This window comes from Catenuloplanes nepalensis (assembly GCF_030811575.1).
Taxonomy (GTDB): Bacteria; Actinomycetota; Actinomycetes; order Mycobacteriales; family Micromonosporaceae; genus Catenuloplanes; species Catenuloplanes nepalensis.
In genome coordinates this window covers 7,203,150-7,215,166 of the sequence record NZ_JAUSRA010000001.1, presented here as the reverse complement: position 1 = coordinate 7,215,166, position 12,017 = coordinate 7,203,150, and the positions used below count along the sequence as shown (strand labels likewise).

The following is a 12,017-nucleotide window of genomic DNA, read 5'->3' as shown; positions in this document are numbered from 1 at the left end:
GGCGGGGTGAGCGAGACGAGCCGTAAGCGGGTCCTGCTGGCCAAGCCGCGTGGCTACTGCGCGGGTGTGGACCGGGCGGTGCAGACCGTCGAAGAGTCGCTGAAACTCTACGGCGCCCCGATCTACGTCCGGAAGCAGATCGTGCACAACAAGCACGTGGTCACCTCGCTGGAGGCCAAGGGCGCGATCTTCGTGGAGGAGAACGAGGAGGTGCCGGAGGGCGCCACCGTCATCTTCTCCGCGCACGGCGTCGCCCCCACGGTGCACGAGTCCGCGAAGGCGCGGAACCTGCGCGCGATCGACGCGACCTGCCCGCTGGTGACGAAGGTGCACCACGAGGCCCGCCGGTTCGCCGCGGAGGACTACGACATCCTGCTGATCGGCCACGAGGGGCACGAGGAGGTCATCGGCACGGCCGGTGAGGCTCCCGCGCACGTGCAGCTGGTCGACGGGCCGGACGGCGTCGACAAGGTCACCGTGCGTGACCCGAGCAAGGTCGTCTGGCTGTCCCAGACCACGCTCTCCGTGGACGAGACGATGGAGACCGTGGCGCGACTGAAGACGAAGCTGCCGCTGCTGGTCTCGCCGCCGAGCGACGACATCTGCTACGCGACCTCCAACCGGCAGCACGTGGTCAAGGAGATCGCGCCGGAGTGCGACGTGGTGATCGTGGTCGGCTCGACGAACTCGTCGAACTCGGTGCGCCTGGTCGAGGTCGCGCTGCAGTACGGCGCGCGGGCCGGCCACCTGGTCGACTTCGCGCACGAGATCCGCGACGAGTGGCTCTCGGGTGCGACCACGGTCGGCCTGACCTCCGGCGCCAGCGTGCCGGACGACCTGGTGATGGACGTGCTGACGCACCTGGCCGCGCGCGGCTTCGGCGACGTCGAGGAGATCCTCACGGCGGAGGAGCGGCTGACGTTCTCGCTGCCGCAGGAGCTCAAGCGGGATATGAAGAAGGCTGCTCTTCAGGCGTGATCAGTTCGGGCGCCTGCGGCTGCCGCGGGGCGACCTCCAGCTGAGCGGGCGTCTCCAGCATCTCCCCGGAGACGCCCAGGTCGGCCAGCTTGCGCGCGCTGACCAGCACGCGTGACTCCAGGGAACCCACGGCCCGGTTGTACGCGGTGACCGCGCCGCCGAGCGACGCGCCCAGCTTGCTCACGTGGTCACCCAGCGTGGACAGCCGGCCGTAGAGTTCGCGCGCCACGCCGTGCACGACCGTCGCGTTCCGGGTCAGCTCGGAGTGCCGCCAGCCGTGCGCGATCGTGCGCAGCAGCGCCATCAGCGTGGCCGGCGTGGCCAGCACGACGTCGCGGGCGAACGCGTGCTCCAGCAGCATCGGGTCGCGCTGCAACGCCGCGTCCAGGAACGTGTCGGCCGGCACGAACAGCACCACGAAGTCCGGCGTGTCGTCGAACGCGGTCCAGTACGACTTCGCGGCCAGCGCGTCCACGTGCCCGCGCAGGTGACGGGCGTGCGCGTCCAGCGCGGTGTCCCGGCTGCGCTCGTCCCGGGCCTCCATCGCGGTCAGGTAGCCCTCGAACGGCGCCTTCGCGTCGACCACCACGGTCCGGCCGCCGTGCAGCCGCACCACCAGGTCGGGCCGGACCGTCGCGGTGTCGGTCGCGGCCGTGACCTGCTCCGCGAAGTCGCAGTGCTCCAGCATGCCGGCGGCCTCGACCACCCGGCGCAGCTGGTGCTCGCCCCACCGGCCGCGCACCTGCGGCGCCCGCAGCGCGGCGACCAGCTGCTTCGTCTCGGTCCGCAGGCCGCCCGCGACCGCGTTCATGGCCCGGACCTGTTCGCGCAGCTCCGCGTAGGCGTCGACGCGCTCGTGCTCCAGCTCGGCGACGCGCTGCTCGTAGCGGCGCAGCGCGTCGTGCAGCGGCGCGACCGCACGGGCCACCGCCTCCTGCGACTGCGCGGTCGACTCGAACGACAGCGCGCGCAGCGACGCCTCCAGCCGCTGCTCGCCGTCGCGGGTGGCGTCGAGCGTCGCCTCCAGCCGGGCCAGCTCGGCGGAGGAGCGCGAGCGGGCCAGCAGCCAGCCGAGCGCGCCGCCGGTACCGAGACAGACGATCACCACGACCACGGTCGAGAGCTCCATTTCATCGAGGATGCCGCAGCGGGCGCTCCGGGCCCGGGACCGCCACGGCCCTTATCCGAGAAATGATCGCCATTCGCCGCCGCTCCCGACCGGAGCAGACGCGCTTTCCAGCAGATTCACAGCGCCCGCGCCCTGAGCGGAGGTCGCCCGGCGGAGCTACCGTTCACTCCATGGAGTTCGTGCTGGTGCTTCTTCTCGTCGTCATGATCGGCGGTTTCGTCTTCTATTGGCAGCGGTCGAGTGCGTCCCGGCGGGAGCGCGAGCTCGGCGACGCGCGCGCCGACGCCCACCGGTGGTATGAGCGGCTCGGCGGCCAGGTGATGAACCTGCACGGTGACGAGCCCGCGGCCAGGCAGGCGCTCGCCGACGCGTCCGAGCGCTACAACGCGGCCGGCGGCCAGCTCGACCAGGCGCGCACGACCACGCAGTTCCAGCTGGCCCGGGAGACCGCGCTGGAGGGCCTGGCCTACATCCGGGCCGCCCGCGTCGCGATGGGCATCGACCCGGGGCCGGAGGTGCCGCAGCTCGCGGCCGCGCGCGGTGCCGGCACGCTGACCAAGGAGCGCGAGGTCAACGTGCAGGGCCAGACGTTCAAGGCCGGCCCGCACTCCAGCTCGCAGACGCCGTACTACTACCCCGGCGGCCGGGTGAACGGCCGCCCGGTCCCCCAGGGGTGGTATTCGACGCCGGTCTGGAAGTCCGCGCTCGGCACCGCGGCCGGCGTGGTCGGTGGCATGCTGATCTTCGACGCGCTCTTCTCGCCCGCGTTCGCCGACCCGGGCATGGCCGGCTTCGACGAGGGCTACTCCGACGGTTACCAGGAGGGCTTGGAGGACGGTGGCGGTGACGTCGGCGGCGGAGACGACTTCGGTGGCGGTGACTTCGGTGGCGGTGACTTCGGCGGGGGTGACTTCGGGGGTGACTTCTAGGCGCGCCGGTTGACAGCCCCACCACGGCTCGACAGGGTGGGGCTGGTGACGCACGGGATCGAGGTCGGCAGGGTCGCCGCGCTCTGGCGCTACCCGGTCAAGTCGATGGCCGCGGAGGCGCTGGACCGCTCGGACCTGGGGTGGCACGGCCTGGCAGGCGACCGCCGCTGGGCGTTCGTCCGGGATCTGCCGGCCCGCAACGACTTCCCGTGGCTGACCATCCGGCAGAAGCCCGGTCTGCTGCACTACCGTCCGTGGCTTGCCGAGCCGGACCGCCCGGACGCGTCGCCGGTGCTGGTCACCACGCCGTCCGGGGAGAAGCTGGACGTGGACGGCCCCGCGCTCGCGGCCGAGCTGGGCGACGGCGTCCGGGTGATGAAGCTCAACCGTGGCCTGTTCGACTCCGCGCCGCTCAGCGTGCTCAGCACCGCGTCGCTCGACGGCCTGTCCCGGCTGCTCGGCGACGCCGAGGTCGACCCGCTGCGCTTCCGGCCGAACCTGCTGATCGAGGCCGGCGACACCGCGCCCGCGTTCCCGGAGGAGGCGTGGATCGGCGCCACGCTGACCGTCGGCGGCGCCCGCCTGCACCTGGACCGCCGGGACAAGCGCTGCATGATCGTGAACGTGGATCCGGTGACCGCCCGCCGCGACCCGGGCATCCTGCGCGCGATCGCCCGGCAGCGGGACGTGTGCTTCGGGGTCTACGCCTCGCCGGTCGAGCCGGGCCCGGTGGCGGTCGGCGACCCGGTGGTGCTGACCGCCGCGGAGAGGTAGGGCCAGCAGGATGGCCGTGGCCCGGGCGACTGCGGCAGAGTCGGTGGTGTGACTCATCCCCGGTACATCGCCGCGCTCACGGCCGGCCTCGCGCTGCTCGCGATCATGGTGCTCAACCTGGTCTGGGACGACACCGGCCGTCCGTGGGCGAACGCGATCCTGATCCCGGCCGGGCTGATGGTCACCTCCGGGGTGGCGCTGCTGACCCGGGGCCGCGGCATCGCGTTCCTGGGCTACCTGGTGCTCTGCGCCGGCCTGCTCACGGGCACGGTCGGCGCGCTGCTGATCGCGACGCGGATGGGTTGGGGCTGGCCGCTGATGGTCACGCTGCCCTGCCTCGCGGTCGCCGGCACCTACCTCTGGGCGCCGCCGCACCCGGTCGCCCGCGCGCTGCACCGCACGATCGCCGGCCTGGCGCTGCTCGGCGCCACGGTCGGCCCCGCGTTCTTCCTGCTACGCGCGGACCTGTTCGCCTGGCCCGAGCACTGGTGGGCGCTCTACCTGATCGCGGCCGGCGCGGTGGTGCTGGGCAACGCGCTGGAGCTGGCCCGGCACCGGATCGCCTACCGCCTGCAGGGCGCGGCGCTGCTGGCCGGTCCCGCGCTGATCACCATGCTCCTCGGCTTCCGGTTCCTGACCGGGGCGCTGCCGCTGTAGCAGCGCACCCGGTCAGGGACGGTCAGAAGGCACAGGCGATGACCAGATCGGGGGTACGGTCCGGGAGCCGGTCCAGCTTCGCGATGTGCGCGGCGGCCCGCAGGTCGCCCTCGACCAGTGCCAGCCGGTCGAGCACGTCCGCCGGGCCGAGCGCCTCGGCCAGCGGGACCTCGGCCTTCATCGACAGCCTGCGCTCCGACTTCGCGCGCCGCACCTGGGACAGCGCGTCACCGGCCAGGACGAGCAGCGACGGGTCGCCGCCGGCGGGCAGCTCGTGCACGGTCGGCCAGGGCGCGCGGTGCACGGAACCGGACCGCCACCAGGACCACGCCTCCTCGGTCGCGAACGGCAGGAACGGCGCGAACAGGCGCAGCTGCACCTCGAGCGCGGTGGCGAGCGCGGCCCGGGCCGAGACCGCGGCCGGCCCGTCCCCGTACGCCCGCTCCTTCACCAGCTCGATGTAGTCGTCGCAGAACGTCCAGAAGAACGTCTCCGCCGCGGCCAGCGCGCCGGTGTGGTCGTAGGCGTCGAGCGCGTCCGTCGCGGTCCGGACCACGGCGGACAGCGCGGCCAGCATCGCCCGGTCCAGCGGCTCGGCCGGTGTCTCCCGCAGCGCGCTCGCCGCGCCCAGCCCGAGGACGAACTTGGACGCGTTCAGGATCTTCGTCGCCAGCCGCCGGCCGACCTTGATCTGGCCGGGGTCGAACGCGAGGTCGGTGCCGGGCCGCCCGCTGGCCGCCCAGTACCGCACCGCGTCCGAGCCGTGCTGCTCCAGCAGCGCGATCGGGGTGACCACGTTTCCCTTGGACTTCGACATCTTCTTGCGATCCGGGTCCAGGATCCATCCGGAGAGGACGGTGCCCCGCCAGGGCAGCACGCCGTGCTCCAGGTGGGACCGGACGATCGAGGAGAACAGCCAGGTCCGGATGATCTCCTGCCCCTGCGGCCGCAGGTCCATCGGGAAGACCCGGGCGAACAGGTCCTCGTCGCGCGTCCAGCCGCCGACGATCTGCGGCGTGAGCGAGGAGGTCGCCCAGGTGTCCATCACGTCCGGATCCGCGATGAACCCGCCCGCGCGTCCACGGTGAACTTCGACAAACCCGGGCGGACACTCGGAAGAGGGATCAATCGGCAACGAGGACTCGTCCGGTGTGAGAGGGTTGTCGTAATCCGGCTCGCCAGCGTTGTCGAGCCGGTACCAGACCGGGACGGGCACGCCGAAGAATCGCTGCCGGCTGATCAGCCAGTCCCCGGTCAGCCCGCCCACCCAGTGCTCGTAGCGGTGGCGCATGTGACCCGGAACCCAGTTCAGCTCCCGGCCGCGGTCCAGCAGCTCGTCGCGCAGGCGTGCGTCCCGGCCACCGTTCCGCACGTACCACTGGCGGGTCGCGACGATCTCCAGCGGCGACTCGCCGTTCTCGTAGAACTTGACCGGGTGCGTGATCGGCCGCGGCTCGCCGAGCATCTCGCCGGACTCGGTCAGCAGCCGGACGATCTCCTTCCGCGCCGCGTTGACGGTGAGGCCGGCGAGCGGTGCGTATCTCTCGTGATCGAGACCGTCGGGGAGCAGCCGGCCGTCGCGGCCGATCACGACGTGCGTGTCCAGCCGCAGCTCACGCCACCAGGTGACGTCCGTCAGATCGCCGAACGTGCAGACCATCGCGAGGCCGGTGCCCTTGTCCGGCGCGGCCAGCGGGTGCGCGTGCACCGGGACCTCGACGCCGAACAGGGGCGTGCGGACCGTACCCCCGACGAGGTCTTTGTATCGGTCGTCGTCCGGGTGGCAGACCAGCGCGACGCACGCGGGCAGCAGCTCCGGGCGCGTCGTGTCGATCAGGACGTCTTCAGGACCATGAAAAACGAGCCGATGGTACGCACCCGGCCGCTCCCGGTCCTCCAGCTCCGCCTGCGCGACCGCGGTCCGGAAGCCGACGTCCCACAGCGTCGGCGCGTCCGCCGTGTACGCCTCGCCGCGGCGCAGGTTGCGCAGGAACGCGCGCTGCGACGCGGCCCGCGCGGCCTCGCCGATCGTGGTGTACGTCAGCGACCAGTCCACGGACAGCCCGAGCCGCCGCCACAGCGCCTCGAACTCCCGCTCGTCCTCCGCGGTCAGCGACGCGCACAGCTCGACGAAGTTGCGCCGCGAGATCGAGACCGGGTTCTTCCGCGCCTCCGCCGAGATCGGCCGGGCCGGCGGCGTCCAGGCCGGGTCGTAGGGCAGCGCCGGGTCGCACCGGACGCCGAACACGTTCTGCACCCGGCGCTCCGTGGGCAGCCCGTTGTCGTCCCAGCCCATCGGGTAGAAGACGGTCTTGCCGCGCATGCGCTGGAACCGTGCGATCGCGTCGGTGTGCGTGTACGAGAAGACGTGGCCCATGTGCAGCTCGCCGGATACGGTCGGCGGAGGCGTGTCGATCGAGTACACGTCGGCGCGGTCCTTCGACCGGTCGAACGCGTACGTTCCCTCCTTCTGCCAGCGGCGCGACCAGGTGTCCTCGAGCCCGTCCAGCGACGGGCGCTCGGGGACACCGGCGCGTGCGAAACGCTCCGGATCCGTCATGCGTCAAGGGTACGGCCGTCCACCACCGGATTCCGGCCCCGGTGACGGGACGCCCTCGTACGCACGCGAGCTCCGCACCACCGGATCGCCGGCACCCGCCCGCGGGAACCGGAAGACCACGAGGGACGGGCCCTCGCTCCACGGCCACAGCTCGGCGACGTGCTCCTCGCCGTCCACCTCGCCCTTGACGGACGAGCCCGCCGAAAGGTTGCCGGTTCCGGCACTCAACTTTCACGACCGGCGGACCGTCAACCGGGCAGCACAACAGGACGACGGGAGTATCGCTCGTGTGGAGAAAGACCCTGGTGACGGCGCTGTGCGCGCTGTCGGTGAGCGGTTGCGCGACCGCGGCGACCTCCGCGCCGCCCTCGTTCGCGCCGCCCTCGCGCACGCCGGCCGCTCCCATGCCGAGTCCCTCGGAGCTGGACCACACCCCCGAGATCACCTTTCCGGGTGACGGCGACGGACGCTGGCGGGTCGCCCCCGGACCCGGCGACACGGCCGGCCGCTCCGGCACGCTGCTGCGCTACCGGATCTCGGTCGAGGAGGGCATCGAGGGTGTCTCGCCGGAGCAGTTCGCGGCCGAGGTCGCCACCGTGCTCGCCGACGACCGCAGCTGGATCACCGGTGGCCGGTGGCGGCTGCGCCGCGCCGCTCCCGGCGAACACCCGGACTTCACCGTCTACCTGGCCACGCCCGGCACCCGCGACCGGCTCTGCGCGATGGGTACCGACCGTTACACGTCCTGCCGCAACGGCGACGCCGTGGTGCTCAACATCGACCGCTGGGCCCACGGGGTCCCGCACTGGCGCGACCCGCTCGCCGAGTACCGCGCCTACCTGATCAACCACGAGATCGGCCACCGGCTGTTCCAGGGGCACGAGCTCTGCCCGGAACCCGGCGGCCCCGCCCCCGTGATGCAGCAGCAGACCCTCGGCCTGCACGGCTGCACCTCCAACGCCTGGCCCTACCCCAATGGCCGCGACCGCCTGGCCGGCCCGTCCGGCGCCTATGACGACCCGCTCCCCACAACGCCTTGACCCAAAGGCATCTGAGCTGCCGAAACGCGCGCCCTGTTTGCAACGTTGAGCCAGGTAAGCAGAGCAACGTCAGTCGGAGGCATCCCGGCGCCGTCCGGGGCGGCGAGCGGCGCGGCCGGGGGCGAGCGGCGCGGCCGGGGCGGAGAGCGGCGCGGCCGGGGCGAGTGACGTGGCTGGGGCGGCGAGCGGCGCGGCCGGGGCGAGTGACGTGGCTGGGGCGGCGAGCGGCGCGGCCGGGGGCGAGTGACGTGGCTGGGGGTGGCGCGCGGGCGGCGGGTGACGGCCGGGGGCGGCCGTCTGGAGCGCGCTGAGCGGCCGTGCCGAAAACGGAAATGTCGGTTATTTCAGCTTGGGTTATATCAGGGACTCGCGCCACTGGTGGTGGAGGGCGGCGTAGCGGCCGCCGGCGTGGATCAGGTCGGCGGGCGGGCCGTCCTCGACGACGCGGCCGGCGTGCAGGACCAGGACGCGGTCGGCGATCTCCACGGTGGAGAGCCGGTGCGCGATGACCAGCGCGGTGCGGTCGGCGAGGATGGTGCGCAGCGCTCGCTGGACCAGGCGCTCGCTCGGGACGTCGAGCGCGGACGTGGCCTCGTCGAGGATCAGGACGGCCGGGTCGGCGAGGAACGCGCGGGCGAACGCGACCAGCTGACGCTGCCCGGCGGAGAGACGGCCGCCGCGTTTGTGCACGTCGGTGTCGTACCCGTCGGGGAGCCCGCGGACGAACGCATCCGCGCCGATGGTGGCGGCGGCGGTGTGGATCTCGTCGTCGGTGGCGTCGGGACGGCCGAAGCGGATGTTGTCCGCGATCGTGCCGGAGAAGATGTGGTTCTCCTGGGTGACCATCACGACCGCGCGGCGCAGCTGGGCGTCCGTGAGGTCGCGCAGGTCGACGCCGTCCAGCCGGACCGTGCCGGTGGTCGGATCGTAGAACCGGCCGACCAGCTTCGCGATCGTGGACTTGCCGGCGCCGGTCGCGCCGACCAGCGCCACGGTCTCGCCGGGCGCGATGGCGATGTCCAGCGCGGGGAGCACCACCTTGCCCGGCCGGTACGCGAACTCGACGCCGCGCAGCTCGACGCGGCCGGGCGGGCGGCCGGGCGGCAGCGGGTGGGGATGGTCCGGCTCCGGCACGGACGGCTTCTCGTCGAGCACCGCGGCCAGCTTCTCCAGCGCCGCGGTCGCGGACTGCAGCGCGTTGTAGAACTGGCTCAGCTCCTGCATCGGCTCGAAGAACCGGCGCAGGTAGAGCAGGAACGCGGCCAGCACGCCGACCTCGGTCTCCCCGCGCATCACCTGCCACCCGCCGTAGGTGAGCAGCACCGCGATCGTCACGTTCCCGATCAGCTTGATCACCGGTGAGTAGATCGCGATCAGCCGGTACGCCTGCAGCGTGGCCCGCCGGTTGTCGTCGTTGATCCCGGCGAATATCTCCTGGTTGCGCGGCTCGCGGCGAAACGCGTGCACGGCCCGGATGCCGCCGAGCGACTCGCCGAACCAGACGATCAGCAGCGCGACCGCCTCGCGGCTGCGCCGGTAGGCCAGCGACGACGCGCGCGCGAACCACCGCGAGATGAGCAGCAGGAACGGGAACGACAGGAGCGTGACCAGGGCCAGCGGTACGTCCAGCCAGAGCAGGATGCCGGTCACCGATAGCACGGAGAGGCCGGCCAGCACCAGGTCGTTGATGCCGCCGTCGAACAGCTCCGCGATCGAGTCCATGTCGGAGGTCAGCCGCGCCACCATCCGGCCCGACGTGTACCGCTCGTGGAAGCCGACGCTGAGCCGCTGGAACGTGTCGTACACGCGTTGCCGCAGGTCGTACAGCACGGACTGGCCGATCCGCGCGGAGAGCAGCAGGAACGCGCGCTTCGTGGCGTATTCGATCAGCGCGGCGGACAGGAACGCGGCGCCGAGGACCACCAGCGGCCGGAAGTCGCGGTCCGCGGCCAGCGGCGGGATGCCCCGGTCGATGATCAGCATGACCAGGAACGGGCCGGCCATCCCGGCCGCGTTCTGCAGCAGCAGCAACGCGACCGTGACGCCGAGCATGCCGCGGTGCGGGTGCAGCAGGTCGCCGAGCAGTCGCCGGCTGCGGGAGCGCAGCCGCAGCACCGCGCGCGCGTCCGGCGCCTCGGCCGCGGCGCGCTCCGCGTCCTCTTCGACGGCGCGGCCCCGCCACGCCTTCCGGCCGGCGGTCACGCCGAGGTCGCCGGTGACGCCGAGGTCGCCGGTGACGCCGAGGTCGCCGGTCATGACCCGTGCACCGGTGCGGTCTCGGCGGCCAGCACCGCGCGGTACGCGGGCACGGCCGCCAGCAGCTCGGAGTGGGTGCCGACGGCCGCGATCCGGCCGTCGGCGAGCAGCGCGACCCGGTCCGCGAGCGCGATCGTGGACGGGCGGTGCACCACCAGCAGCGCGGTCGTGCCCTTGAGCACCCGGGCCAGCGCGTCGTCGACCAGCGCCTCGGTGTGCACGTCGAGCGCGGAGAGCGGGTCGTCGAGCACCAGCACGCGCGGCCGGGCGAGCACCGCGCGGGCCAGCGCGAGCCGCTGCCGCTGCCCGCCGGAGAGCGACAGGCCCTGCTCGCCGATCCGGGTGTCCAGGCCCCAGGGCAGGTCGTACACGTAGCCGGCCTGGGCGACCGCGAGCGCGTCGGCGATCTGCGCGTCGGTGGCGCCGGGCGCGCCGAGCGTGATGTTCTCCCGGACTGACATGGAGAACAGCACCGGCTCCTCGAACGCCACACCGACCAGCTCGCGCAGGCAGTCGAGCCGGATGTCGCGCAGGTCGGTGCCGTCCAGCGTGATCTGGCCGGCGGTCGCGTCGTAGAGCCGGGGGACCAGCGAGACCAGCGACGTCTTGCCGCTGCCGGTCACGCCGACGATCGCCATCGTCTCGCCGGGCCGCACCTCCAGGTCCACGCCGCGCAGCACCTCGATCGTGGTGCCCGGATAGCGGAAGTGCACGTCGCGGAGGACGAGCAGGCCCGGCCCGGGCGCCACCGCGCGGGCGTGCGGGGTGTCCGTGACCGCGGGCGGCGTGTCCATCACCTCGAAGACCCGGTCGGCCGCGGTCATCGACTCCTGCCCGTTCGCGATGATCCAGCCGAGCGACTCGACCGGCCAGATCAGCAGCAGTTGCAGCGACGCGAACGCGACCAGCCGGCCGACGGTCAGCTCGCCGCCGGCGACCGCGATCGAGCCGACCACCAGCACCACGGCCAGCGTCAGGTTCGGCACCAGGTCGAACTTGGCGGACGCGCGGGAGAGCAGCCCGGCCTTGTCGATCGCGATGTCCCGCAGCTCGCCGATCTCGTCCGCGAACCGGCCGGCCATGAACCGGCTGCGCCCGAACGACCGGATGGTCCGCAGCCCGGCCGCGGTCTCCTCGACCAGCGTGGCCACGTCGCCCTGCTGCTCCTGCAGCGCGCGCGACGCCCACAGGTAACCGTTCGCGAACTGCCGGGCGAAGACGAACAGCGGCACCGCGCTGGCGGCCACGACCAGCCCGAGCGGCCAGTAGAGCTTGAACAGCATCGCTATCACCGTCACGTAGGTGATCGTGTTGACCACCAGGTAGATCAGCCCGAACGACAGGAACCGCCGGATCACGCCGAGGTCGCTGGTGGCGCGGGAGAGCAGCTGGCCGGACTGCCACCGGTCGTGGAACGAGACCGGCAGCTTCTGCAGGTGCGCGTAGAGGTCGTCGCGGATCGCCGCCTCCAGCCCGACCGCGGCGGCCGCGTGCGTCCACCGCCGGATGAAGATCAGCACGGCCTCGACCACGCCGAACAGCAGTGCAAGGGCGCCGAGCAGCAGCAGCCCGTGCACGTCACCACGCGCGACAGGGCCGTCCACGACCCGCTGCACCACCAGCGGGACGGCCAGGCTCGCAGCGGCCCCGCCCAGCCCGGTCAGGAGCAACCAGAGCATCTGCCATCGGTACGG

10 protein-coding genes are annotated in these 12,017 nt (G+C 72.6%); 5 read left to right on the top strand and 5 right to left on the bottom strand.

Annotation, left to right across the window (positions count from 1 at the left end):
* Positions 1-6 precede the first annotated feature (6 nt).
* A complete protein-coding gene (locus J2S43_RS31040; RefSeq protein WP_306835111.1) occupies positions 7-978 on the top strand; it encodes a 4-hydroxy-3-methylbut-2-enyl diphosphate reductase in 972 nt (323 codons plus the stop codon).
* Here the strand turns inward: J2S43_RS31040 and J2S43_RS31035 are convergent.
* Positions 941-2,107: a DNA recombination protein RmuC gene (locus J2S43_RS31035; RefSeq protein ID WP_306835110.1), complete on the bottom strand. Its 1,167-nt coding sequence runs from the start codon at positions 2,105-2,107 to the stop codon at positions 941-943. The genes J2S43_RS31040 and J2S43_RS31035 overlap by 38 nt on opposite strands.
* A gap of 170 nt (positions 2,108-2,277) precedes the next feature.
* Here J2S43_RS31035 and J2S43_RS31030 point away from each other — a divergent pair, with 170 nt between their 5' ends.
* From J2S43_RS31030 to J2S43_RS31020, 3 genes are read left to right on the top strand one after another with little or no spacing between them, the layout of a single operon-like run.
* Complete coding sequence (locus tag J2S43_RS31030) at positions 2,278-3,036, top strand: hypothetical protein (RefSeq protein WP_306835109.1); 759 nt, start codon at positions 2,278-2,280, stop codon at positions 3,034-3,036.
* Between the two features lie 45 nt (positions 3,037-3,081).
* Positions 3,082-3,810: an MOSC domain-containing protein gene (locus J2S43_RS31025; protein WP_306835108.1), complete on the top strand. Its 729-nt coding sequence runs from the start codon at positions 3,082-3,084 to the stop codon at positions 3,808-3,810.
* 48 nt (positions 3,811-3,858) lie between these two features.
* Positions 3,859-4,467, top strand: a complete 609-nt coding sequence (locus tag J2S43_RS31020) for a hypothetical protein (protein ID WP_306835107.1) — start codon at positions 3,859-3,861, stop codon at positions 4,465-4,467.
* A gap of 22 nt (positions 4,468-4,489) precedes the next feature.
* Here J2S43_RS31020 and valS read toward each other — a convergent pair whose 3' ends face one another.
* Together valS and J2S43_RS31010 are read right to left on the bottom strand one after the other, a co-directional pair.
* The gene (valS, locus tag J2S43_RS31015; RefSeq protein WP_306835106.1) at positions 4,490-7,027 is read right to left on the bottom strand and encodes a valine--tRNA ligase; all 2,538 of its coding nucleotides are present in this window, start codon (positions 7,025-7,027) and stop codon (positions 4,490-4,492) included.
* Between the two features lie 3 nt (positions 7,028-7,030).
* Complete coding sequence (locus tag J2S43_RS31010) at positions 7,031-7,255, bottom strand: hypothetical protein (protein ID WP_306835105.1); 225 nt, start codon at positions 7,253-7,255, stop codon at positions 7,031-7,033.
* Between the two features lie 59 nt (positions 7,256-7,314).
* Here J2S43_RS31010 and J2S43_RS31005 point away from each other — a divergent pair, with 59 nt between their 5' ends.
* Positions 7,315-8,067, top strand: coding sequence for a DUF3152 domain-containing protein (locus tag J2S43_RS31005; protein ID WP_306835104.1), 753 nt, complete (start codon positions 7,315-7,317; stop codon positions 8,065-8,067).
* Between the two features lie 354 nt (positions 8,068-8,421).
* Here J2S43_RS31005 and J2S43_RS31000 read toward each other — a convergent pair whose 3' ends face one another.
* Both J2S43_RS31000 and J2S43_RS30995 read right to left on the bottom strand, forming a co-directional pair.
* On the bottom strand, positions 8,422-10,323 hold the full coding sequence (locus J2S43_RS31000) for an ABC transporter ATP-binding protein (RefSeq protein ID WP_306835103.1): 1,902 nt from the start codon (positions 10,321-10,323) through the stop codon (positions 8,422-8,424).
* Complete coding sequence (locus J2S43_RS30995; protein ID WP_306835102.1) at positions 10,320-12,002, bottom strand: ABC transporter ATP-binding protein; 1,683 nt, start codon at positions 12,000-12,002, stop codon at positions 10,320-10,322. The genes J2S43_RS31000 and J2S43_RS30995 overlap by 4 nt, the downstream gene beginning before the upstream one ends.
* Positions 12,003-12,017: the final 15 nt, after the last annotated feature.

Bases quoted from the DNA above. Each gene is read 5' to 3' on its own strand.
- J2S43_RS30995 (WP_306835102.1), bottom strand. From the start codon at position 12,002: ATGCTCTGGTTGCTCCTGACCGGGCTGGGCGGGGCCGCTGCGAGCCTG.
- J2S43_RS31030 (WP_306835109.1), top strand. From the start codon at position 2,278: ATGGAGTTCGTGCTGGTGCTTCTTCTCGTCGTCATGATCGGCGGTTTC.
- J2S43_RS31035 (WP_306835110.1), bottom strand. From the start codon at position 2,107: ATGGAGCTCTCGACCGTGGTCGTGGTGATCGTCTGTCTCGGTACCGGC.
- J2S43_RS31000 (WP_306835103.1), bottom strand. From the start codon at position 10,323: ATGACCGGCGACCTCGGCGTCACCGGCGACCTCGGCGTCACCGGCGAC.
- valS (WP_306835106.1), bottom strand. From the start codon at position 7,027: ATGACGGATCCGGAGCGTTTCGCACGCGCCGGTGTCCCCGAGCGCCCG.